22 protein-coding genes are annotated in these 23,292 nt (G+C 39.3%); 8 read left to right on the top strand and 14 right to left on the bottom strand.

Annotated features, from left to right (window positions below):
• Positions 1–18: 18 nt before the first annotated feature.
• The 8 genes from FHK88_RS06955 to FHK88_RS06920 form a co-directional block, all read right to left on the bottom strand.
• The gene (locus FHK88_RS06955; protein WP_227430009.1) at positions 19–681 is read right to left on the bottom strand and encodes a DoxX family protein; all 663 of its coding nucleotides are present in this window, start codon (positions 679–681) and stop codon (positions 19–21) included.
• 141 nt (positions 682–822) lie between these two features.
• Positions 823–1,716, bottom strand: a complete 894-nt coding sequence (locus tag FHK88_RS06950; RefSeq protein WP_227430008.1) for a DUF2063 domain-containing protein — start codon at positions 1,714–1,716, stop codon at positions 823–825.
• Positions 1,703–2,665: a DUF692 domain-containing protein gene (locus tag FHK88_RS06945; protein ID WP_227430007.1), complete on the bottom strand. Its 963-nt coding sequence runs from the start codon at positions 2,663–2,665 to the stop codon at positions 1,703–1,705. The genes FHK88_RS06950 and FHK88_RS06945 overlap by 14 nt, the downstream gene beginning before the upstream one ends.
• A 180-nt stretch (positions 2,666–2,845) precedes the next feature.
• The gene (locus FHK88_RS06940) at positions 2,846–3,088 is read right to left on the bottom strand and encodes a hypothetical protein (protein WP_227430006.1); all 243 of its coding nucleotides are present in this window, start codon (positions 3,086–3,088) and stop codon (positions 2,846–2,848) included.
• Positions 3,089–3,352: 264 nt separating this feature from the next.
• Entirely contained in the window at positions 3,353–3,646 is a 294-nt protein-coding gene (locus FHK88_RS06935; protein WP_227430005.1) for a hypothetical protein, read from the bottom strand.
• A gap of 441 nt (positions 3,647–4,087) precedes the next feature.
• Positions 4,088–5,656 carry a phosphoethanolamine transferase gene (locus FHK88_RS06930; RefSeq protein WP_227430004.1) on the bottom strand — a complete coding sequence of 523 codons (1,569 nt, stop codon included), beginning with the start codon at positions 5,654–5,656 and terminating at the stop codon, positions 4,088–4,090.
• Positions 5,657–6,106 carry a YaiI/YqxD family protein gene (locus FHK88_RS06925; protein WP_227430003.1) on the bottom strand — a complete coding sequence of 150 codons (450 nt, stop codon included), beginning with the start codon at positions 6,104–6,106 and terminating at the stop codon, positions 5,657–5,659.
• A gap of 17 nt (positions 6,107–6,123) precedes the next feature.
• Entirely contained in the window at positions 6,124–7,314 is a 1,191-nt protein-coding gene (locus FHK88_RS06920; protein ID WP_227430002.1) for a 5-(carboxyamino)imidazole ribonucleotide synthase, read from the bottom strand.
• 809 nt (positions 7,315–8,123) lie between these two features.
• Between FHK88_RS06920 and rpsB the strand changes: the two genes are divergently transcribed.
• The 7 genes from rpsB to FHK88_RS06885 all read left to right on the top strand — a co-directional run bounded on the left by rpsB (position 8,124) and on the right by FHK88_RS06885 (position 16,012).
• On the top strand, positions 8,124–8,903 hold the full coding sequence (gene rpsB / locus FHK88_RS06915; RefSeq protein WP_227430001.1) for a 30S ribosomal protein S2: 780 nt from the start codon (positions 8,124–8,126) through the stop codon (positions 8,901–8,903).
• A gap of 299 nt (positions 8,904–9,202) precedes the next feature.
• Positions 9,203–10,081: a translation elongation factor Ts gene (gene tsf / locus FHK88_RS06910; RefSeq protein ID WP_227430000.1), complete on the top strand. Its 879-nt coding sequence runs from the start codon at positions 9,203–9,205 to the stop codon at positions 10,079–10,081.
• A 621-nt stretch (positions 10,082–10,702) separates the two neighbouring features.
• Complete coding sequence (locus tag FHK88_RS06905; protein ID WP_227429999.1) at positions 10,703–12,922, top strand: NADP-dependent isocitrate dehydrogenase; 2,220 nt, start codon at positions 10,703–10,705, stop codon at positions 12,920–12,922.
• 111 nt (positions 12,923–13,033) lie between these two features.
• A complete protein-coding gene (locus tag FHK88_RS06900) occupies positions 13,034–13,654 on the top strand; it encodes a pseudouridine synthase (RefSeq protein WP_227429998.1) in 621 nt (206 codons plus the stop codon).
• Between the two features lie 214 nt (positions 13,655–13,868).
• The gene (locus FHK88_RS06895) at positions 13,869–14,327 is read left to right on the top strand and encodes a DMT family transporter (protein WP_227429997.1); all 459 of its coding nucleotides are present in this window, start codon (positions 13,869–13,871) and stop codon (positions 14,325–14,327) included.
• 121 nt (positions 14,328–14,448) lie between these two features.
• Positions 14,449–15,072 (top strand): methylated-DNA--[protein]-cysteine S-methyltransferase, encoded by a 624-nt coding sequence (locus FHK88_RS06890; RefSeq protein WP_227429996.1) that lies wholly within the window; start codon positions 14,449–14,451, stop codon positions 15,070–15,072.
• Positions 15,073–15,244: 172 nt separating this feature from the next.
• Entirely contained in the window at positions 15,245–16,012 is a 768-nt protein-coding gene (locus FHK88_RS06885) for a sulfite exporter TauE/SafE family protein (RefSeq protein ID WP_227429995.1), read from the top strand.
• A 151-nt stretch (positions 16,013–16,163) separates the two neighbouring features.
• Here the strand turns inward: FHK88_RS06885 and FHK88_RS06880 are convergent, their stop codons facing one another.
• On the bottom strand, positions 16,164–17,258 hold the full coding sequence (locus tag FHK88_RS06880) for a PTS transporter subunit IIC (RefSeq protein WP_227429994.1): 1,095 nt from the start codon (positions 17,256–17,258) through the stop codon (positions 16,164–16,166).
• A 497-nt stretch (positions 17,259–17,755) separates the two neighbouring features.
• Here FHK88_RS06880 and FHK88_RS06875 point away from each other — a divergent pair, with 497 nt between their 5' ends.
• Positions 17,756–18,556, top strand: coding sequence for a hypothetical protein (locus FHK88_RS06875; protein ID WP_227429993.1), 801 nt, complete (start codon positions 17,756–17,758; stop codon positions 18,554–18,556).
• A 120-nt stretch (positions 18,557–18,676) separates the two neighbouring features.
• On the opposite strand, the gene FHK88_RS06870 is transcribed toward FHK88_RS06875, so the two are convergent.
• From FHK88_RS06870 to FHK88_RS06850, 5 genes are all read right to left on the bottom strand, one after another.
• Entirely contained in the window at positions 18,677–19,459 is a 783-nt protein-coding gene (locus FHK88_RS06870) for a type 1 glutamine amidotransferase (RefSeq protein WP_227429992.1), read from the bottom strand.
• A gap of 15 nt (positions 19,460–19,474) precedes the next feature.
• Positions 19,475–20,644 carry a hypothetical protein gene (locus FHK88_RS06865; RefSeq protein ID WP_227429991.1) on the bottom strand — a complete coding sequence of 390 codons (1,170 nt, stop codon included), beginning with the start codon at positions 20,642–20,644 and terminating at the stop codon, positions 19,475–19,477.
• A 133-nt stretch (positions 20,645–20,777) separates the two neighbouring features.
• Entirely contained in the window at positions 20,778–22,034 is a 1,257-nt protein-coding gene (glyA, locus tag FHK88_RS06860) for a serine hydroxymethyltransferase (protein ID WP_227430084.1), read from the bottom strand.
• A gap of 195 nt (positions 22,035–22,229) precedes the next feature.
• A complete protein-coding gene (locus tag FHK88_RS06855; protein WP_227429990.1) occupies positions 22,230–22,691 on the bottom strand; it encodes an SH3 domain-containing protein in 462 nt (153 codons plus the stop codon).
• 100 nt (positions 22,692–22,791) lie between these two features.
• Positions 22,792–23,262, bottom strand: a complete 471-nt coding sequence (locus FHK88_RS06850; protein ID WP_227429989.1) for a chorismate--pyruvate lyase family protein — start codon at positions 23,260–23,262, stop codon at positions 22,792–22,794.
• Positions 23,263–23,292: the final 30 nt, after the last annotated feature.

The raw sequence follows: 23,292 nt of genomic DNA, 5'->3' as shown, positions 1-23,292 counted from the left end.
GGGGTTAACAACTAATGATTAACGATAATGACGTTTTGTCGATGAAGGGTTTAGCCAATAATCCAAACTGACATAACGCCCACCGCCATAAAATATAATAACCAATAACATGATGGCATAGGTGACAGCAAATTCAATACCATTATTGAGTATCACAAAATTACCTGTTTCAGTGAGCCAGTCGTAGTTGCCATGTGTCTGTAAAATCTCACGAGCTTTGTCCAGTCGCAAACTTGCCTCATACGAATTGGCAAGGCTGGCGTCACTGCCCCAAAAATTAATGGTATTCATCACACTGGCAATACTGGTTTCTGGGTCGGTGGGAGTGATGGCAAACCAGCCATTTTCCCAATGCACGCTAAACATAGCGACCAACATGGTTACCAATAACATCACTGAAAAGCCACGACTACCAATACCAAATAACAAGGCAAAACCACCGACCAATTCGGCAATAATGACCAATACTGCCATCAAAGTTGGCATGGGTAAACCTAAACCCCACTCACTATTACCAAACCAACTGACAATATCCTCAAATCCTGTGACTTTATTCCAACCTGCACTGATAAAAATTGGTGCAAGATACAAGCGAATGGCAAGGGGAGCAATAAAGTCCAAACTTTCAACCCGTTGGGTTAAGCGATTAAAAGGGCGAGTGATTTGTGAAATGACAGTCATAAAATACCTGTTTTAAAAATAATAAAAAATGTGATGAAGTCGTTAAAAAACTTATGTTAAATTGAGTTATCCTAGCCTTTATTGCAAAAGCAAATGGTTTTGAAGTCCTCTCCTTATTTCAAGGGGAGGGTTTGGGAGGGGTTAGCTCTGCACACCTTGTAACACGCTTTTTTCAATCAGCTGTTTTAATAAAGGCAAACCAAACTCCACTAATACCTCACTATTTCCAGCCCCAAGCGTTTCGGCAAAGTCTTGTAACAGATTGGTTAATACAGCCGTTAAATCCTCTATCGTTGCAATGATTGGATTTTGGTTGCTAATCTCGGCAATATACGCAATCAAGGCATGGGTTAACGCATTGACCTGCATAAACTCAACCCTATCTTCCTCATTACGAAATACTAAAAAAAAGCTATCTTCAGGGCTATCAGGTTGCTCATCGCTACTGATTAAATGTACCGCCCATTGATAATGCAAATTTTGTAAACTGGGATTAAGGATTAACTGAATTTCATTAGGTTTTAGGTTTTGAGCAAGAGCAGTGTTAGCCTCATCGCCGTGAATATCGACCAATAATTCTACCCATTCATAATGAGCTAACTCGGCAAAATAAGCAGGCAAATTTAATGCTTCTAACTGCTCAGGCTGTGCCAAAAAATCCACAAAACTTTGATTAATCTCAGTAAAATACGGGCTATGGCAAGGGTGCTGTGCCATAAATGCTTGACACACCATCAGCCAATGCTCATCATCTATCAGGCTTTGACAAACAGGAAAGCACTGGTCTAAAAAACCCCGCAAATTATTAAAAATTAGCGATTGATACAGTTTACTAATGCGACTGGGAATGTCTTGTGATACCCGTTGTAAAATGGCAGTGGTGCTGTTGCTATAAGTAAGCTCACTATTATCAAATTCATCGTTATCAGCATTAGCATTGTCAGCATTTTGATGGCGTAGATACTGCCCAAATTGCTGTTGAAATTCTGCTAGGCTGGCAGGGTGATGGTTGGTTTCACAATCAGCTAGGCTCATGGCGATTGTCCTTTATACTGTCTTTTTGACTGACTGTTTTTTGAGTTTGTTGTTGAGATTGGCTCTGGCTTGCAGATTGCAAAGCTCGAATGTGATTCACCTCATCGACCAAATCTGCAAAATCAGGAAAGTTAAAATCTCGCTCAAGGCAGGTGGGTAAATCGCTTGCCCGCTTACCCGTCTTTTGCTCAATCAACGCATACGCATCGGTTAATAACGTCCAAACAGGGTCAATCACCGTATTGCCATGTGTATCTACCAAAAAGCCATCGTCCTCGACATAATGCCCTGCCACATGCAAATAACAGGTGCGTTCAACGGGTAATTGGCGTAAATACTGATGTGGGTCAAAACCAAAATTTTGACTATTGACATAAATATTATTGACGTCCAAATGCAACAAACAGTCTGCTTCCTCCGCCACCGCAGTGATAAATTCTGCGTCACTCATCTCGCTGTTGGGTGGATTAAAATAATATGAGGCATTTTCAAAGCCAATTTGCTGACCCAAAATATCTTGAGCCTGCTTAATTCTATCAGCCACCCAATGCACCGCCTCGGTGGTACAAGGAATGGGCAGTAGGTCGTATAAATGCCCCATCTCATCGCTACACCATGATAAATGCTCGGTATAAAGGCTGATATTATGAGCCTGCATAAAGGCTTTGACGTTTTTTAATAACTGGGTATCTAATTTGGCAGTGCTACCAATGGATAGCGATAAACCATGACAAATAAACGGGTGACGCTCGCTAAACTCTCGTAATTGCTTGGCATATTGCCCGCCCATTTGCCCAGAAGAGTTAAGCCAGTTTTCAGGCGATACTTCAAAAAAATCTATCGCTGACAAATCCGCTTGACGCATGGCAGGCAATAACTCTCGGCGAAAGCCCAAGCCTGCTCCAGTGGGTCTATTGTGTGCTGTAGATAACGTATTAGCCGTTGTCATGGGTTGTCCTTAGAGTAGTAATTTAGTAGCAAGATTGAAGCAATCATCCTTAATGCAAAATCAACTCATGGTAAATTTATTTTGGATTAAGGGCGCTGTTAATTTGATGGATAGTTCCTCTTTAATGTCAGAATTAAAGAGGAAAATAATATCTATTAGATTGTTATTGAGCCTTAGTGATTAATGGCTTCCACCACATTTGCCTTCGCCACATTTACCTTCAGTAGGGGTTTTTACAACTGGAGTCGTTGCACTACCACCGCATTTACCTTCACCACATTTGCCTTCATTTGCTTTGCTGGTATTTTGGTAGGCGTTATTTAATTGTTGAGCAGAAAATGGGTTGTGACCAGTCGCATGAGCAGAACCCATTGCAACTAAAGAACCAAGGGCAAGACTGGTAAGGATTGTAGATTTGTTCATAATAAACTCCATATAGTGATAGATTTAAGGGTTACTCAAAGCCAGTATGGTATTGAGTGGGTTTGTCTAGTCATTTGTTAGTGATACAAATGACTAGGGTCTGTTGAAATTTCACCCCGTTAGACTAATATCTACAAGGGATATAGCTACTTTTTACTTTTATGTAAAAATTGGCGAACTTTTTCCTATGAAGATGAATGTTCAACAGACCCTAAAAAATTTTGCATTGATATTTAAATACTAGGGATAGACTAGGATGGATTTTTAGTGACTAGCACCACATGAACCATCTGCCATTTTATTAGCGCCACATGAGCCGTCTGCCATTTTATTAGCACCGCATGAGCCGTCTGCCATTTTATTAGCACTGCATGAACCATCTACGACTTTGTTGCCATTGGCTCCACACTTTGCTTCACCGCATTTGCCTTCAGGTGCAGTGCTATTATTTTGATAACCATTTTGCATTGGCTCGGCAGAAAAAGGATTGTTGGCGCAACCGCTTAGAGTAACTAATGAGCCGAGTGCCAAACTGGTAAGGATTGATTTCTTATTCATAAAAAATTCCATATTTAAAAGTAAAGTGATAACAGTCCTTATTACAGGTTTGCTATATGTCTAACTGTGTTTTATTAAGTTAGCTAATAAAGCAAATCATTGTGCTGTTATAACTTAGACGCAGTAGAGGGGTAATTTCTTACAACTTTTTTAGATTTTTTTGCAATTAATTGCGTGATTTTTTATAAGTTATTGATATTAAATAGAAAATATTTTTATTTTTTTTATAAACTATGGCTAATTATGGGAAAAGAAGAGGTCATAATAGGCAGACTATAATAACAACTGGCATAGCCAATTGATATGGTCAAAGGACAACTATATAAGTGGATATCAGCAATAAAAAAATGCCAATCCTAGGATTGGCAAGTTTATTAACTGATAATATCAATTTAAAATTGATTGAATATTTTAGTTGCCGTTGATTGTAACTATATATAATTATTGCAATATTGGCTGTGTCTCTAAACTTGATAATGGCACCATCTTTTCCCCATTAAAGACAGTAATATCTTTATCTGCTGGAATTTCTTGTGGATTTTGAAAGTCATAACGGCGGTCCGTTTTATCAGTGACCACACCTAGCCAATTGGCAAAAAAGTCTAAAAAGTGACGTTGGCTAATGGGCTGTTTAATAAACTGTTGCTTGGTATCATCACTGCTGATTTTAAAGAAAGGCACATGATAAGTATTTTGGATATTTGAAGTATGATGTATATTTTCTTTATCTATAAATAAGCCATGATCAGAGAAATAAATCATTGAGTATGAGCCGTGTTGTTGCAGTATTTGTAATAAATGAGCGATAAATTGATCTGTCTTTTCAATTGAAGCAAGATAACAATCCATCTGCTCGCCCATATTCAGGGAAAAATGTCGCTCAAAACCATGCAAGCGCTCACAAATATCAGGATGCGAGCCGTACATATGCAAAAAGAAGACACGTGAAGATTTTTTGTTGTTATTGCTAGATTCAGTATCTAATTGTTGTTGTAAGATATCTAACATCATTTCATCATCATAATTCACATCATCATATTTACCTTTTTTGAGAAAAAGAGGCGTATCGGCACGCAATGCGACTGCCGAGGTAGATGCGTCAAACTTGCTGAGCTTTCCTTGATTAGAAATCCAGTAGGTTTGATAGTCAGCTTTATTAGCAAGGGTCATGACATTTTCAGTGGGTAGTGGTGTATTGCCTGCATCTTTGGTCAATGCCAGTGTGCGCTCTAATGAGGTGACAGTATTACCTCCCATTGAGTACATATTGCTAAAAAATTGTCCAGTATGATGATTTAAAAAGGGTGTGGTCTGATGTGGATAACCATAAACAGATAGATAATCTTGACGCACGCTTTCACCCACCACCACGACATAATTATCATAAGCTTGGTAATTGGGCAAAGTTGCTTTGATTTGCCAGTGATCTGGCTGAGTGCTGGCAAGTTTGAGTGCTTGGTTATATTCGTAGTAATGATAGGGAATATTAGTGATAGATTTAATAAAACGCTGAGTATAAGCAGTAAAAATACCTAAGATACATAGAAAGACACAAACACTAATGGTTACTTTGCGTTTATGTTGTAGCCAATGGGCAATTTTTTGATTACTAATGGCAAGGGGTTGGCTAAGTTTGTGATAGGCATAAGTTAAAGCAATACCCAGTAAGGCTACGAACCAGTTTTGTAGCGGAATGGTAGGCAGAAAACTGAGTGTTTCAGTCGTGTTGGTATCCATGACCGAAGCAATAAAGGATACATTTAATGTGCCATGTGTCATCCCCACAATGGCATAAGCTGACATCAGATATAGGATAATGACAATAAACCAGTGCGAGATTTTGCTAATATTGGCAAAATATAACGCCAATATGAGACTGATAATACGAACATCAGTTGGGTCAGCATGAATCAGCCACGGATTTAATATTGCCAATGCCAGCACGCAGAGCCAAAATAGTATGCGACGATGGCGAATAATGGGTTTGTATTGTGAAGTAAGAGCAGGCATTTAACGCACCAACTTATTTAAGCCATCGGCAAATGCCTTTTTATCTTTATCTGAATAAGGTTTTTGTCCACCCATTTGTGTTAAATCTAGCATACCTGTGCTACGCATGGTGTCCATAAAGTCCCGAGCATTGAGTTTTTGCTTGATGTTATTGGCATCATAAATAATTCCATGCGGGGTTAACACTTGTCCGCCATTATCCAGTACATCATTTGCCAAAGGGATATCACTGGTAATCACCAAATCACCTTCTGCGACATTTTCAGCGATATAATCATCAGCTTTGTCAAAACCTGACGGCACAACGGTCATGCTAATTAAGGGTGATTTACGTACCTTGATGGGTTGATTGGCGACAAAAACGGCTTGAGTTTGCGTGCGTTCTGCGGTTTTGCAAATCAAGTCTTTTGCCACTACAGGACAAGCATCTGCATCTATCCAGATTTTCATTTATTATTTATCCAAATTTATTTATCTAAGCCAACTTTATTGGGTAATACATTAATCAATTGTGATAAGGCATTATCCAAATCAGCAACATCGCTAGGCATTAGGGTAATGTGTCCGATTTTTCGTCCTTCACGTTCAGCTTTATGATAGGTGTGATAATGGCTAGCATCAATCGCTAACACCTCACTGACTTTTGGATACTGTCCCAAAATATTGACCATCACTGATGGTTTAATATTATCAGTATCGCCAAGTGGCAAGCCCACTACCGCGCGAATGTGGTTTTCAAATTGACTGGTCACCGCCCCTTCAATGCTCCAATGCCCTGAGTTATGCACACGAGGGGCAAATTCATTGGCAAGTAACATATCGTTTCCATCTTTATCTTTGCTTACAAATAGCTCAAGGGTCATTACCCCTACATAGTCTAGATGATTCATAATACTAGTGATGGCAGATTGGGCTTGAGGAAATAGATGGCTTGCCCCTACCGCAGGTGCTTGAGTTTTGGCTAGAATGCCTTGGTAATGGTGGTTTTCGACCAAATCATAACAGCGAATATGACCATCTTGTGAGCGCACAGCAATGATAGAGACTTCACGACTAAAGTTAATAAAACCTTCAGCAATCAGTGGGGCAGGGGTTGCTGTTAAGTCTCCTTGACCTGTTACCGCTCCGCCTAGCTCTGTCCATGCTTCATCAATATCAGCAGAAGTTTTGATGATAAACTGTCCCTTGCCATCATAGCCACCACGGCTGGTTTTAAGTACCAAAGGTAGCCCTAGTTGCTCACAGGCTTGCGCAATGTCTTGCTTGGAGGATACTGCCATAAAAGGGACAGTTTTGATGTTTAACTCATTAAACAGATTTTTTTCTTTTAGACGGTCTTGAGCGACTTTTAAGGCTTGTGGCGATGGATATACGCCTTGTTTTTTGGAGAGTTGCTGGAGATACTCAACAGTTTTGACAGGGGTATTTTCAAATTCTAAGGTAAACACATCGGCGTCAGCGATGAACTCTTCTAACTGTTGGGTGCTATACACCTTGCCATAAAGTCTGGCAGGGGCATTGGGCGTATCTTCTAAAAATACACAACGATAACCAAGGGGCAGGGCAGACTCAGCTAACATCATGCCAAGCTGACCACCTCCTAAAATACCAATGGTGTGAATGGTTTGACTGTTTGGGTGAGTATTGGCTAGGGTCATGGCAGTCTCGTTGCGTTGGCTAATGTGTGAATATTATAAAAAAGGATATAAATAAAAAAGGTGCATCAGCACCTTAACCAAATTTAAATTATAGCAAATTTAAACACACAATAGCAGGATAGCTTAGGCTCTGTTGAACATTCATCTTCATAGGAAAAGCTGAGATACTGATTTTAACAAACAGTGACTTACGTCAAGGCAATGAGTGAACGTAGGTAGTTTATTGTTAATAAAAGCAGGGATATTAACCAGTTCATTAACGCACTGCTTATTAACATCAGAAGGTAAATTTAGCCAATTTTTATATGAAAGTACAAAATAGCTGTATTCCTTGTAAATATTAGTCTAACGAGTTGACAGTTCAATAGATCCTAACCACACTGTATCAATCACTTTCTCTTGATTGGTACGCTTTGGAGAAGGTATCAGTATAATAAACAGGCTTCGGTTGGCTATGTTTGGCAGATTTTTGATTGCAGAATGCGTATTATTATAAGCTAGTATGCACCCTCTCAATATGTTATAATTCGCGTTTATTTTGCTTGGACACAGGCAATTTAAATCAAAGTAATTTATTAATTAACCAATGTCAATCAACTAATGACACACACATTACGTGAAAAAGTAACTGGGTGTTTATCGACTTGATTAATCTTATATTTGTTTTGATAGTATATTGATAGCATTTAAGCGCTATAACATTAAATCTGCAAGTGTACTATTAGATGGATAATAAAGATGCGTGTCGATAAATCGGTAACTTTTGTAATGTGGAGGCATAACCCAACTTATATATAGGAAAGTTTATCATGGCAACACAATCTCCAACTCAAGTTTCTATGCGTGATTTGTTACAAGCAGGCGCTCACTTTGGTCACCAAACTCGTTTTTGGAACCCAAAAATGAATGCGTACATCTTTGGCGCACGTAACAAGATTCATATCATCAACCTAGAGCATACTGTTAAAGCATTCAATGAAGCTTTGACTTTCATCAATGGCTTAGCTGCCAAGCGCAACAAAATCTTATTTGTTGGTACAAAGCGTGCTGCCAGTAGCATCATCCGTGAACAAGCACAACGTGCAGGCATGCCTTACGTTGACCATCGCTGGTTAGGTGGTATGTTGACTAACTGGAAAACTCTTCGCCAGTCTATCAACCGTCTAAAAGAGCTAGAAAAGCAAGCTGAAGATGGTACTTTTGCTAAGTTGACTAAGCGTGAAGCGTTAGAGCGTACTCGTGCAATGGAAAAACTAGAGCGCTCACTTGGTGGTATTAAAGACATGGGCGGTCTTCCAGATGCTATCTTTGTGGTTGACGTTGACCATGAAGCAATCGCTATCAAAGAAGCTAAAAACTTAGGTATCCCAGTTATCGGTATCGTTGATACAAACTCAAACCCAGATAATGTTGATTATGTTATCCCTGCAAATGATGACGCAATCCGTGCAGTGACTTTATATGTAACTGCGGTTGCTGATGCTATCATTGCTGGTAAAGAGTATGCTCAAACACAAGCTGGTGGCGCACCTGCAGCAGAGAAAGTAGCTGAAGAAGAAGCTTCTGAAGAGACAAAAGACGCTGAATAGTTAAAGTTAAGCTCTGGCATACTGGGTGTTATAGAAAGATAAATCTATACAGTAAACAGTAAGTCAGTACTTGCTAATTGAGATTAGCACTGTAAGCTTAGATGACGGCATGATGTGGCTTATCCCGTCATGCCATTGTCATTCTAAAGTTATAGAATATCAGAAAGTTTTTGTAGAGTTGATAAGCTATTATATGGCGCTTGGTTTCTTATGGTAAGCATAACCACCAGTGCTGATGTTCAACTCACCACTTTCATATTATTCATTAATCACACCATAACAATATAAGAGGTAACACAATGGCACAAGTATCTGCCAAATTGGTAAAAGAGTTGCGTGACCGTACTGGTCTAGGCATGATGGAATGTAAAAAAGCACTAGAAGAAACAAATGGTGATATCGAAGTAGCCATCGATAACCTACGTAAATCTGGTCAAGCAAAAGCTGCTAAGAAAGCAGGCAATATTGCTGCTGATGGTGCAATCATCATCGCTCAAGAAGGTAATAAAGCATTGCTACTAGAAGTAAACTGCCAAACAGACTTCGTAGCAAAAGATGAAAACTTTACTGCATTTGCTGAAAAAGTTGCTCAAGTTGCACTAGAAAATGGTGTGACTGATGCTGCGCAAATCGCTGAGCTTGCTTATGCTGACGGACAAACTGTTGAAGAAGCGCGTGTGGCTTTGGTACAAAAAATTGGTGAAAACATCCAAGTACGTCGTGCGCAAATCGTTGAAGGTGACAACCTATCTTCATACCGTCATGGCATCCGTATCGGTGTTGTTGTTTCTACTGAAGGTGGTGCAGATGATATTGGTAAAAACCTTGCCATGCACATTGCAGCCTTTAACCCAGTAGCTGTAAATGATACTGACGTTCCTGCTGACGTATTAGCACGTGAAAAAGAAATCGCTGAAGCTAAAGCTCGTGAATCTGGCAAACCTGATAACATCGTTGAAAAAATGATTGAAGGCAGCTTACGCAAGTATCTTGATGAGGTAACTTTAGTTCGTCAGCCATATGTTATGGATAATGACAAAAAAGTTGGCGACATCCTAAAAGCTGATGGCGTGACTGTAAAACAGTTCGTTCGCTTTGAAGTGGGTGAAGGTATTGAGAAAAAACAAGAAGACTTCGCTGCTGAAGTTGCTGCTGCACAAGCATCTGCTGGTAAATAAGCAGATAAGATATAATCTGGTTAGGTTAAAAGTAGCTAGATTAAATCTCAATGTAAAACAAGAAAGGTAAGCTCATGAGGGCTTACCTTTTTTATTGTTTGTATGGTGTAAAGGGCTAAAGGGAAAAAGTTGCCATAAAATATGGATAAAAATATGAATAATTGGGGTGAAAGAGAGGGATATGGTAGCAGTGTGATACAAGAAGGGTTACTTATTAGAGAAATAACATAACAAAAACCAATAAAAATAAAAGATGGTATTGTGCTGGAAAAGATGATATCAATGCTAATAACTGCTAGAATAAGGTCTCTACTAGCTTAATATAATTCCAACATATAGGGTATGGGTGAAAATAACTCACTTAGGTCATCAAATAGGGTTGACATTATATTAGATTTATAGTTGCCAACTCTAATATGTCCAAAGTATGAATATACTTAGAGTCATATCACTCATATGTCAAATTAGCTGGATAAAATATATTAAGTAAGTATCAGTAACCTGATTGTCATATATTAATGGATTGCTAGTAGGCAGATGATATAATTCACTTGCCTTATATGTTTCAGATTATCTTTAAGCCTTATTATTCACGACAACCTAAAGGAACTTATTACGACAATGTCAAAAATTATTTATACCAAAACTGACGAAGCCCCAGCACTGGCGACCTTATCTTTACTACCTGTTGTCAAAGCATTTGCCCAAACGGCAGGTGTTGAAGTAGAAACCAGTGATATCTCTGTTGCGGCGCGTATCTTAGCTCAATTTCCTGAATACTTAACTGAAGAGCAACGTGTTCCTGATAACTTGGCAGAGCTTGGTAAATTAACCCAAGACCCTAATGCTAACATCATCAAATTGCCAAATATCAGTGCCTCTGTACAACAGCTTAAATCTGCCATTAAAGAGCTACAAGACAAAGGCTATGCCATTCCAGATTTCCCAGAAGACCCAAAAACCGACGAAGAAAAAGAAATTCGCCAGCGTTATGGCAAAAGCTTAGGTAGTGCGGTTAACCCTGTCTTGCGTGAAGGTAACTCAGACCGCCGTGCGCCTAAAGCGGTGAAAAACTATGCTCGCAAGAATCCACATTCAATGGGTGAGTGGAAACAGTGGTCAAGCACTCACGTTTCTCACATGCACGAAGGTGATTTTTACAGTGGTGAGCAATCACTAACATTAGATAAAGACCGTACGGTACGTATGGAGCTGGTGACTGATGATGGTGAAACTAAAGTCTTAAAGCCAGAAATTAAACTGCTGGATAAAGAAATCATCGACTTGATGTTTATGAGCAAAAAATCATTGCTTGAGTTCTATGAGCAAGAAATGGAAGACTGCCGTGAAGCAGGAATCTTGTTCTCACTACACGTCAAAGCAACGATGATGAAAGTATCTCACCCCATCGTATTTGGTCATGCAGTAAAAATTTACTATAAAGATGCATTTGAAAAGCATGGTGAGTTTTTCGATGAGTTAGGTATTAATGTCAATAATGGTATGGCTGACTTATACAATAAGATCGCCAAGCTACCTGCTTCAAAACGTGAAGAGATTGAGCGTGACCTACATGCTTGCCAAGAGCATCGTCCTCGTTTAGCAATGGTAGACTCTGCAAAAGGTATTACCAACTTCCATTCACCAAATGACATTATCGTTGATGCTTCTATGCCTGCGATGATTCGTAACGGTGGTAAAATGTGGGGTGCAGACGGTAAATTATATGACTGTAAAGCAGTGATGCCTGAATCTACCTTTGCCCGTATTTACCAAGAAATGATTAACTTCTGTAAATGGCATGGTAACTTTGACCCAACCACCATGGGTACTGTACCAAACGTTGGTCTAATGGCTCAAAAAGCTGAAGAATACGGCTCACATGACAAAACCTTTGAATCTAGCGATTCAGGTATGGCTCGTATTGTTGATGTTGATACAGGTGAAGTATTGCTTGAGCAACACATTGAAAAAGGTGACATCTGGCGTATGTGTCAGGTGAAAGATGCACCTATCCAAGACTGGGTAAAACTTGCAGTACGTCGTGCTCGTGAATCAAATACCCCAGTCGTCTTCTGGTTAGACCCATACCGTCCACATGAAAACGAGCTGATTAAGAAAGTCAAAACGTATCTAAAAGACCACGACACCGAAGGCTTACACATTGAGATTATGTCGCAAGTTCGTGCAATGCGTTACACCTTAGAGCGTGTCTATCGTGGGCTTGATACCATCTCAGCGACTGGTAACATTTTACGTGACTACCTAACCGACTTATTCCCAATCTTAGAGCTGGGAACAAGTGCTAAAATGCTATCTGTTGTACCATTAATGAAAGGTGGCGGTTTGTTTGAAACAGGTGCTGGTGGTTCTGCACCAAAACATGTTGAGCAGTTGGTAGAAGAAAACCACTTACGTTGGGATTCATTGGGTGAGTTCTTAGCCCTAGCGGTATCACTAGAACATCTAGCAGAAAATGACAAAAATGCTAAAGCTAAAGTATTGGCAGAGACGCTAGATAAAGCCACTGAAAAACTATTGGTAAATGGCAAATCTCCTTCTCGTAAAACTGGTGAGCTAGACAACCGTGGTAGCCATTTCTACCTAGCTATGTACTGGGCTCAAGAGCTGGCAAATCAAGATAAAGACAGCGAGCTAAAAGAGAAGTTTGCCCCACTTGCAAAACAGCTTGCAGACAATGAAGAAGCAATTGTTAAAGAGCTAAACGAAGCTCAAGGCAAATCAGTTGACCTAAAAGGTTACTACCTTGCTGATGAGACTATTGCTGAGCAAGTCATGCGTCCAAGTAAACTATTTAATGAAGCGTTAGCGTCATTATAAGTATTCATTAGAATACAAGAATAGCCATATTTTGGATCAACAAAACGCCCCAAATCTTAATAGGTTTGGGGTGTTTTTGTATAACAAAAAAATAAACTTTAGGAAAGTATCATGTCCCAGCTTGTCTTATTTAATAAACCCTACGGCGTATTAAGCCAGTTTCGTAATGATGATAATAATGACTATGGTACAGTGGCAGATTACCTGAACAAAAGTCCATTTAATGACAAATCTCTACGCATTGCAGGTAGGCTCGATGCCACCAGTGAAGGGTTGTTGCTACTGACCAATGATGGACGAGTGAATAAAGCCATTACTCATCCACCCACTGCTAATGATGGCAAAAAACAACGCAAGACTTATCTGGTACAAGTTGAAGGTATTGCCACCCCAGAGCAGATTGCCAGTCTTAAAGCAGGTGTTATGCTCAAAGATGGAAAAACCCTACCTGCTCATGTGCAAGTCGTCAGTGAAGAGAATCTGCCCATGCCATTATGGCAACGCAATCCGCCAATACGAGAGCGTAAAAGTGTGCCAACCTCATGGCTGATGATGACCATTTATGAAGGTAAAAATCGCCAAGTTCGGCGTATGACTGCTCATGTCGGTCTGCCTTGTTTGCGTTTGATTCGTTGGTCAGTGGCTGGCTTTGAATTGGGTAATCTGGCGGTGGGGGAGTTTGTTAAAGTTCATCTTAATAAAGCACGACTAAAGCAGATGGGGATAACTTAAAAATAACGATAGGATTGATGGATATAGTCAATTCAAGAGAATACTGTTACAAGCAAAACGAGCGAAGGTGTATAAGAAGGTGTGCAAGTAGTACTGCGAGCAAGTTTGACTTGGTGTCAGTTTCAGTAGGTTAGGCTATAATTAGAGTGATAAAAAGATGCGATTAGTCAGTCAGTAAATAAGTGGGTAAAGTTAGTATTTGGAGTTGTGAGCCATGAAAATCCTTCCTTATGTATTGCTTAGCTTGCTTGCGGGTGCGATTATACCTCTACAGTTGGCAATCGTTAATGCTTTTCGTGATAGTACGCATGCCTCACAAATACAAGCCACTTTTTATCTGTATTTGGGTGGTACGTTTGCCTCTTTGCTACTGGCTTATCTGATAAGTGGTGGTATCAAACCTGCGATGGCAGCCAATGCCTCATGGTGGATGTGGACACCTGGTTTGCTCGGTAGTTTTTACATCTTATTTATGTTTATTACTGCTCCCAAAATTGGGGCTGGGAACACCTTACTATGGGTGTTTTTAGGACAGATGTATTTTGCGTTAATATTAAATCAAACAGGTTGGTTTGGATTAGAAATCAAAGCCATTGACCCCTTTAAAATCGCAGGTCTAGCATTGGTGACAATAGGTGGACTGGTGATGATATATGGTGAAAGCCGGCAATGATAACAAGGCTAAATAGCAGCTGTAAAAGACAGCAATAACCATACATAGGAATAAATGATAGAGGCAAAAATAGAGATAAGAATAGGGGTAACAATAGGGATAAAAATAAGGACAAAGGACAATGACCTCCACCCATACTTCATTTATAGACAAACACACCAATCAAGCTAATCTTGATAATTTATTAGCAATCATTCATCACCTAACGCCGACTGCTGAGCAAAAAAGCACAGCCGTAGCCAAAAAACTAAACATGGATTTTTATGACTCACCACTAGGAATGATGTGTGTGGTAGCCGATGATGAATATTTATTTTTAGTGGAATTTGTCGATAGAAAACATATCGCTAAAGAATTACAACAATTGATAAAAAAACTCATCGCATATTTCGTCTTTGAAAAAAATGCCATTACTATCAACACCATAACCCAGCTTAATGCCTATTTTAATAAAAAGCGAACCCAGTTTGATTTACCCACCAAGACGCTAGGCACAGATTTTCAACAATCAGTTTGGCAGTGTTTATTGACCATTCCCTATGGCAGTACCATTAGCTATGCCGAGCAAGCAAGAATGATGCAAAAAGACAAAGCCGTCAGAGCCGTTGCCAATGCCAATGCTATGAACCGTCTAGCGATTATTTTTCCCTGTCATCGAGTCATTGGTAGTGATGTTAGTTTAACAGGCTATGCAGGCAAAATTGAACGCAAGGCATGGCTATTAAAGCATGAAGGGGCGTTGTAGCTTTTTCTCCATTACTTTCTGTTATTTATAATGGGTTGTTTTGATTATCAAGTGAATTTTAATAAAGTGAATTTCTATAAATAGTCGCATTGTGTTGTTAAGTATATTACCTCCTTAATATAGCCTGTATCTGGTGACGGTAAAAATATCATTAAATCATCGAGTATTGCCAATGAGCCTCATTAGCCAAAATATTTTTTTATTATTTATTTTTGTCGTAGCTGCTTTGTTGCATGGTATTAGTGGTATTGGTTTTCCCTTAGTCACGACCACCGCCGTTGCCAGTAGCCATCCATTATCTTACGCCATTATTTTAGTATTATTTCCTGCCTTAATTATGAATGGCATGTCATGGCTGATTGGAGGTGATAAAAGTGTGTGGCAAAACTTAGTCTATTATGGCAAAAAATATTGGCTACTGGCATTGATGAGTCTTATCGGTAGTTTGGTCGGGGCTAAGCTGTTGATTTGGGTTAATTCTGCTTATTTATTATTACTACTTGCTGTTGCCATTGCTTTTTATGTGTTGACCAGTATCCGAGGCAAGTCTATTCGTCTGCCAAACACACAACCAGTATTGGTAGGTGTTGGTTTAATGGCGGGGATTATCGGTGGGGCAACCAATGCCATGTCTCCAATTTTGCTGATGTATTTGTTGTCTGCCAGTGATGACAAACACACCATCACCAAAGTCGGTAATATGTGTTATTTTTTGGGAAAAATTGCCCAAATCATTATCTTACGTGAACCAATCATGGCATTATCTGGTAGTGATTGGGGACTGATTGTATTATTAACCGTATTGTCTATTGTGGGGTTGTTGCTTGGTATTCGCTTACGTCATCATCTGCCCCAAGCTCGTTTCCGTCAGTTAATTTTGCTGATTTTGGCATTGTTAGGACTGCGAGTTGGCTGGCAGGGTATTACAGGTATTATGTAGTAGCATGGTTTAAAGTTAAATTAGAAGCAAACTTAATGATAACAAAGAAAACATATCATCTAACTAGTTAGATGATATGTGCCTGTTAGATAAGCATATAGAGGAAAGATAAGATAGAAGTAACCAGCTCTATCTAAGCGATTAAGCGAAACTAAGGTAGCTTCATATCTCCATCGACTAACCAGCCAGTTCGTCTCATCAAAGTTGCAACTAGCCAAGCAATCACAGCAGGTAATACAAACATAAGTAGCACAATCGCCAGCCACATTTGGCTAGTACTCATCAATGGTTGTGATGCTTCAATCACACCAAAGACACCGACCAAGCCTGCTGTCCCCATACCTGAGCCAGTTGCTGTACATGCCAGACCAAAGCCTACCGTTGCAATCGGACCAGTAATGGCACTGGCAATCACAGCAGGTAATAAAATAATGGGTTTTTTAAAGATATTAGGGATTTGTAGCATGCTTGTACCTAATCCCTGTGACACAAGCCCACTGATGCCATTATCTTTATAACTGGCAACCGCAAAGCCAACCATTTGTGCCGCACAGCCGACCACAGCCGCACCACCTGCTAGCCCATTTAAACCAATCGCAATACAAATGGCAGCACTCGAAGTTGGCATGGTCAATAATAAACCTACCACTACGGAAATGATAATTCCCATTAGCAATGGTTGTAGCTCTGTGGCTGCCTGTATACCGTCACCAATCATATTAACCGCAGCAATGACGGGTGGATTTAAAATAGCACAGACCAATAAAGAAACCACACAGACAGTGATGGGTAATAATAAAATATCAAGCTTGGTTTTACCTGCAAGCAAACTGGCAACTCGGTACGCAAAAACTGAGGTCAGATATGCACCAATGGGATTGCCCGGCACTGCCAAAAATGTCGCAGGGGTATTGGTCTGTGGGGTAAATAATGTACCAGCTATCAATGCTTCAGAATGTGCACCAAGCATCCCTGCAACGAGGCAACTGAGCATGACTAAAGTGGGAGCTTTGAGATAGTAGGCGATGCCAACACCAATACCTGCACCCATAAGAATACTGGCAAGTTTGCCAATATCCATTAAAAAGGCAATATCCAGCCATCTGCCGATTTGGGAGATGATGAGTCCTGCTATTAAGGTAACAAACAGACCCAATGCCATTCCTGTAAAGGCATCGATAAAATACTTTTGAAAAAATGCTTGTAAGCGAAAGTTGACTAATTTTGAAGAGTCTTGAGATGTCATAGTATCTCCTTGGTGCAATATCATGACTGTCACATCTGATTGCACATTTTTACAGTCAGTCTGGAAGACTTGACCGTACCATATTCACCAAACTGTCTTATCGTCTATCAATAAGTCAATTTAGCACCCAAACAATATGTCACTCCGACACATTGGCGACAGTATGAAAACTCATGGCATTGCACCACAGCATACGGTCTTTATTTCTTATGGTAAAACTGTCGTTAAGCATAGCATTTTTTTGTCATGCAATTATATTATTTTTTGCATTTTTGGAGATGGTTGAATATTTATCTTAGTAGGAAAAGTTCAAATACTGATTTGAACAGGTAGCATCTTAAACAGCCAATAAACACAGGTAATATTGATATATTATCTTAATAAAGCAGGTTGAGTATATATATTTGGGTTAATACAAAAAGGTGATTTGCTTGATATAAATTTTATGATATTAATACCTGATAGGATGATAATAAAATAATTAAGGCTGATAATCGATGACATTTATACCTCAGCAGTTGCGTAGACATGGAAATTGTTACTACCCTACTACCAAATGTGGATTTGGACAGGGAATGTGGCAATACACCCCCAGTATTTCAGAAATCCAAGACTGCTTGTCATTTAGCTGGAAGATGACTTATGGTACAGATGGTGAACATCGGCACTATCGTAGCGGTGGTAGTCAGCAAAGAAAACCGCATCAAATATTTTTAGATGCCTTTATTGGCAAAATGGGTGAGATTGCTTTTTATCAAATGTGCCAAAGTCGCCAAAAAGCCCATAATATTAGTAATGTAGATTTTGATTGCTATCAACGTGGTCAGTGGGATAATAGTGATTTTGTGATAACAGATGAAAATAATCAAACATATAAGGTTGCCATTAAAACAGCGAAGAGCTTTAGCAATTTGTTATTACTAGAAACAAAAGATTGGCAAGTTTATAACAATGACGCCTATTATTTGCTCGACCAACAGAGCTTAGACAGTCAACAAGAAAATAATAATCATAAATACGATTATCTATCATTTTGTCGAGTAGACAGTAATATTCATCAGGATTTTAAAAAATTAATAAAACAAAATAGCGTTGAGGTATTGGAGGATATTGTCCTAAATCAGCTGTATAAAACAGTACAAGTGCAGACGGAAGTGGTTGGGTATATTACAAACTCAGATTTAGTTAAAGTGATTCAAGAACACTATATTTTGCCTAAAGGTAGTATGCTAGGGCGTAGTACACCAATGGATGCAGAAAATTATTATGTGCAAAGTGGCTGTTTAAGAAAAACATAAATAGGAATACGTCAAATATTAGGATGGTTCTGGTAAATACTGACTTAATAGGGTGAATATCTAGTAGCTTCTATTTCCTATTCTTTTTCTTTAGATTAGGTATCTCGATATTTAGCTATTTTAACTGATATCCAAAGCCATTTTATCTAACATACCAGCAAGCATTTTATTATTATCCGCAATATATTTATCGGCTAATTCTTTGATGGTATCTACCGTTTGTACGGTATCAGGGTAAAGCGGTTTAGCGGTATCAATTTCTGCCTTGCCATGTGTCAGCATATTATCCATGCTGCTTTTGGTGACTTCAAAATGACATTGCCAAGCCAATATCCAGTTGTTTTTTGCTTTTTGAGAAGCAGTTTGATAAATAAAGCCTTGATTTGCCCATGCGTCTGACTCAGCGATGGCAGTCGCTCCCTGTGGTATGGCAAAACCATCACCATGCCAATGAAAGACGCTAAATTCTTGCTTTGGTAATGCTTGCAAAAGTGGGTGATTTTGCCCTGCTGTGGTTAATCGTATCGGTAGCCAGCCAATCTCTTTAATCCCTGAGGGCTTAACCTCTGCCCCCAGAACATGAGCAATAAGTTGTGAGCCAAGACAAATACCAATGACCGTTTTGCCTGCGTCAATACATTGTTTAATAAAGTGTTTTTCTGCTTTGAGCCAGCCAAACTCGTCCTCATCATGAATGCTCATCGGTCCACCCATGACGATAAGCCAGTCAAAGCCTTCCGTACTATTAGCACTATTAGCATCGTTATTGCTAAAATTGGGTAGTGGGTCATCATTATAAAATCGGGTATAGCTGACAGGGTAGCCATGTTGTTCTGCCCACTCGGCAATAAATCCCAAGTCTTCAAAATCAACGTGTAATAAGGCGTGAATGCGTAGGGTCATGGTGGTTAGCTCCTGTTAAAAAATATATTGGTTATCATCATTGATATTAGTGCTATGTGGTGGATAACCAAACAATAAACAGCCTAGATATAAATGCTGTAATGAGTATTTTATCTCATTACTAGGTTTAGGCTGGCTCATACATTTTAATTGATGTCTCTTTTGCTCTATTTGTTGTTGTTCGTTTTTGATAGATTGTAAATTATCTGCCAACATAACCAAATCATTTTCTATTTGTAGCTGTTCACTTTGTTGCTCTAAATCCTCTATATACGCTAGATGGTCATCAATACCTTTTTTAAGTAGCTGTTTCCATTTCTCTTTATTACACCGATGAACGGCATACCATATCCACTGCCATGACTCATCTATATTGTCGACCTTATCAATCATGGTCTGATAAGATAACTCGTATTCACCAAGTTGGGCATATAAATCTGCAATATCTATATCATCACAATTAGGGTGTTTTTTAGTCTGCTCAATTAATTGTAATGCCTCTTTTTTCCTATCAACTTTTTCCCTACTGAGTAAAATATATAGTCGTATTTTATTTAATGATATTTTATACATATAATCGACTAGTATATCCTGACTAGGCATATCCATAAATTGTTGTTGTACGGCATTATTTAATAATTGCTCACTTTTATTAAGTTGAATCAAGGCTTGATTATAGTTATCTAATATTGCCATTGCCCATGCTCTGTTGTGGTGTAATAAACTGGGTAAGTGGCACTGTCTTTGTTGATGGGCAAGAGGAGCAAGAGAGAATTTTTGTATTGCTAACTGGTAACATTGAATGATTTGTTGATAATAATTGATAGATTGTGATGAGTTTATTTTTTTATCCAAATGGTAGTCACTATAAAAGTGTTCTAATTCAGACGTTAGCATTTGAGCATAGCCAACGTAAGGATAATATGAATTTGGTTGTTTTTGTAAGACTTGCTGCTGTAACTCTAACGCTGTTTTATCGCCATATTCATGGTATGACCAATTCGCTAAATTATGGCTATTTTCTATATTAGGGGCAACTTGGTATGCTTTGTTAAAATATTCTAAGTCTTTATTACCGTCAGGGTATTGCATATAATAAAAAGCAATCTGAGTTAATAATTTATCATCAGTAGGATTTTGTTGTAATTTTTCTAACAACTCATTGATATTGGGTTTGTATGGCATTTTTATACTCAGTTTTTAATACTCAACTTTATATCCCATAATTTTTATAAGCTTAACATAAAAAAATCGCCTAACATTTGCTAGGCGGTTTTTCTAATCATCTAAAATAAAACTATTTTAATAAAATCAAATGTTACTGATTTTTCTCATAAACAGGAAATTCTTTACAGATAGCTTCAACTTTTTGACGTACTTCGTCGATGACTTTTTCATCACCACGACTATCTAGTACATCACAAATCCAGCCAGCCAATTCACGAGCTTGTTCTTCTTTAAAGCCACGTGTAGTCACCGCAGGTGTGCCAATACGGATACCAGAGGTCACAAATGGTGATTTAGGGTCATTAGGTACAGCGTTTTTGTTAACAGTGATATGAGCATCACCTAACCATTTATCCGCTTCTTTACCAGTTAGCTCTTGCTTGATTAAGCTGATTAGCATTAGATGGTTTTCTGTACCGCCTGATACCACATCATAACCACGCTCTTGGATAACTTCTGCCATTGCTTTGGCATTTTTAACCACTTGCTGTTGGTAGGTTTTAAAATCATCTTGCAAGGCTTCTTTAAAGCATACCGCTTTGGCAGCGATGGCGTGCATTAATGGACCGCCTTGGTTGCCGGGGAAGACCGCTGAGTTGATTTTTTTCGCCAGTTTGTCATCACGAGAAACGATAAGACCTGAGCGAGGGCCACGTAAGGTTTTGTGCGTAGTAGTGGTAACCACATCGGCAAATGGTACTGGGCTTGGGTAAACGCCAGCAGCAATCAAACCTGCTACGTGTGCCATATCGACCATAAAGTAAGCACCAACGCTGTCTGCGATGTCGCGGAAACGTTGCCAATCAACTACTTGTGAGTAAGCAGAAAAGCCTGCAATAATCATTTTAGGCTTATGTTCTTTAGCTAGGCGTTCAACTTCGTCATAGTCAATCTCGCCAGTCTCAGGGTTTAAGCCATATTGTACGGCGTTGTAGTTTTTACCAGAAAAGCTGACGCTCGCACCATGCGTTAAGTGTCCACCATCGGCAAGGCTCATACCTAGTACAGTGTCGTTTGGCTCAAGCAATGCTAAAAATACCGCTGAGTTGGCTTGGCTACCTGCGTGTGGCTGGACGTTGGCATATTCTGCTCCAAACAGCTCTTTGGCACGGTCAATGGCAAGTTGCTCAACCACATCGACGTACTCACAACCACCATAATAACGCTTGCCGGGGTAGCCTTCTGCGTATTTGTTGGTCAAATCTGAGCCTTGTGCTTCCATCACTGCTTGTGAGCAGTAGTTTTCTGAGGCGATAAGCTCAATGTGGTTTTCTTGACGGCGACTTTCATTAGTCATCGCTTCATATAAATCAGGGTCAAACTCTTTTATGGTGATATTTTTAAACATCATTGTGTCCTTTGGTCAAGGGATAGTCAGAAAAAATCAGTTAAATCAATAAGTAAATCAAAACATCAATGAGGTATTGGTGTTTGATGACTTACTGATAAGTTTAACATGAAAAACAAGCCTTTGAATGTAAAAAAGACTCACGTTATCGTGAGCCTGTATCATGATATGAGCAGATATCAGAGTATCATTTATTTATTGTACATCTACTATCGGCGAGGATACCCAACCTTCACCAAAATCACTTTGTACCAAATAATATCCATCCTGAGCTTGCCCCATATATACTATCACGTCTTCTTTATTAAGAATGGCAACTGGTGTGGAGGTCTTGTTAGGAGCAGAATATAGTGTGGTTTTTTGCAGTTTACCTTGCAAAATAGCACCAACTGCAACTTGAGTACTTACCTCCGTGTTTTGCTGAGCCTGTTGTTGATTATTCTGATTACCAATGCCCATCTCTTGACCGAGATTGCTTACAGCATTTTTACTGTTAGTAATCGTGTTTGCTGTATGACCAATGGCGCTTATGCTATCACGTACTGAAGATAGGCTATCCAAAAAGCCTGCTTGTGCTTGGCTAGAAACAGCTGTTAATGTGCTTATCATCAACATAGCTATAGATTTTTTGTTGATAATCTTGATGTATGTTTTCATAAAATTTATCCTATTTTATTCAGCAAAATTACTATAGCATTTTATAAAACCTAACGTCTATCACTTTGCTATTAATTATATGTTCAATTTAACAAGAAAGTTACTTTAAAAACTCTGGCAAAAACGTCTCACTAATCATAAATATTCGCCCATACCAATCATAGACAGTTTGCCGTCGCCAGCCTTGCTCGGTTTGCTCAATACTGCGTTGATTGGGTAAGCTGGGCTGACGGTCAAATAATACATAGCCAATGGGTGTATCTTTAAGCTGTTGCAGACGTTTGGCATTGCCTTGCAAGCAAGTGATGGGAAAGACGCTTTGTGCCAATATCCAAGCATTTGGGCTGTTGCCATATAACTGCACTTCACGCACCCACGCCATCAATGGTCGGTTCAGCTGATAGCCTGTCATACCAAGTTGTTTTTTTTGTGACAAGCTCAAGGGGCGGTAGCCTTCAAAGGTCCGCTTTACCTGTAGCGATTGCCCTGCTTTGGCTTCTAACAAGGTGGTCAGTGAGCCATCTGCGGTGAGCCAAGTATAAAGAGTAGGGGAGAAGGAGTGTTGAGTCATAGGAGATGTTTGATATGTTGGGGTGGGTGG

Source organism: Psychrobacter sp. I-STPA6b (assembly GCF_020662265.1).
GTDB lineage: Bacteria > Pseudomonadota > Gammaproteobacteria > Pseudomonadales > Moraxellaceae > Psychrobacter.
The sequence above is the reverse complement of the archived record's forward strand: the minus strand, read 5'-3'. Positions and strand labels throughout refer to the sequence as shown.

Excerpts from the sequence above, each read along its gene's own strand:
- FHK88_RS06855 (WP_227429990.1), bottom strand. The coding sequence starts at position 22,691 with ATGAAAACATACATCAAGATTATCAACAAAAAATCTATAGCTATGTTG.
- FHK88_RS06920 (WP_227430002.1), bottom strand. The coding sequence starts at position 7,314 with ATGACCCTAGCCAATACTCACCCAAACAGTCAAACCATTCACACCATT.
- FHK88_RS06870 (WP_227429992.1), bottom strand. The coding sequence starts at position 19,459 with ATGACCCTACGCATTCACGCCTTATTACACGTTGATTTTGAAGACTTG.
- FHK88_RS06940 (WP_227430006.1), bottom strand. The coding sequence starts at position 3,088 with ATGAACAAATCTACAATCCTTACCAGTCTTGCCCTTGGTTCTTTAGTT.
- FHK88_RS06930 (WP_227430004.1), bottom strand. The coding sequence starts at position 5,656 with ATGCCTGCTCTTACTTCACAATACAAACCCATTATTCGCCATCGTCGC.
- FHK88_RS06875 (WP_227429993.1), top strand. The coding sequence starts at position 17,756 with ATGACATTTATACCTCAGCAGTTGCGTAGACATGGAAATTGTTACTAC.
- FHK88_RS06950 (WP_227430008.1), bottom strand. The coding sequence starts at position 1,716 with ATGAGCCTAGCTGATTGTGAAACCAACCATCACCCTGCCAGCCTAGCA.
- rpsB (WP_227430001.1), top strand. The coding sequence starts at position 8,124 with ATGGCAACACAATCTCCAACTCAAGTTTCTATGCGTGATTTGTTACAA.
- FHK88_RS06900 (WP_227429998.1), top strand. The coding sequence starts at position 13,034 with ATGTCCCAGCTTGTCTTATTTAATAAACCCTACGGCGTATTAAGCCAG.
- FHK88_RS06935 (WP_227430005.1), bottom strand. The coding sequence starts at position 3,646 with ATGAATAAGAAATCAATCCTTACCAGTTTGGCACTCGGCTCATTAGTT.
- FHK88_RS06955 (WP_227430009.1), bottom strand. The coding sequence starts at position 681 with ATGACTGTCATTTCACAAATCACTCGCCCTTTTAATCGCTTAACCCAA.
- FHK88_RS06945 (WP_227430007.1), bottom strand. The coding sequence starts at position 2,665 with ATGACAACGGCTAATACGTTATCTACAGCACACAATAGACCCACTGGA.
- FHK88_RS06880 (WP_227429994.1), bottom strand. The coding sequence starts at position 17,258 with ATGACATCTCAAGACTCTTCAAAATTAGTCAACTTTCGCTTACAAGCA.
- tsf (WP_227430000.1), top strand. The coding sequence starts at position 9,203 with ATGGCACAAGTATCTGCCAAATTGGTAAAAGAGTTGCGTGACCGTACT.
- FHK88_RS06885 (WP_227429995.1), top strand. The coding sequence starts at position 15,245 with ATGAGCCTCATTAGCCAAAATATTTTTTTATTATTTATTTTTGTCGTA.
- FHK88_RS06850 (WP_227429989.1), bottom strand. The coding sequence starts at position 23,262 with ATGACTCAACACTCCTTCTCCCCTACTCTTTATACTTGGCTCACCGCA.
- FHK88_RS06865 (WP_227429991.1), bottom strand. The coding sequence starts at position 20,644 with ATGCCATACAAACCCAATATCAATGAGTTGTTAGAAAAATTACAACAA.
- glyA (WP_227430084.1), bottom strand. The coding sequence starts at position 22,034 with ATGTTTAAAAATATCACCATAAAAGAGTTTGACCCTGATTTATATGAA.
- FHK88_RS06895 (WP_227429997.1), top strand. The coding sequence starts at position 13,869 with ATGAAAATCCTTCCTTATGTATTGCTTAGCTTGCTTGCGGGTGCGATT.
- FHK88_RS06925 (WP_227430003.1), bottom strand. The coding sequence starts at position 6,106 with ATGAAAATCTGGATAGATGCAGATGCTTGTCCTGTAGTGGCAAAAGAC.
- FHK88_RS06905 (WP_227429999.1), top strand. The coding sequence starts at position 10,703 with ATGTCAAAAATTATTTATACCAAAACTGACGAAGCCCCAGCACTGGCG.
- FHK88_RS06890 (WP_227429996.1), top strand. The coding sequence starts at position 14,449 with ATGACCTCCACCCATACTTCATTTATAGACAAACACACCAATCAAGCT.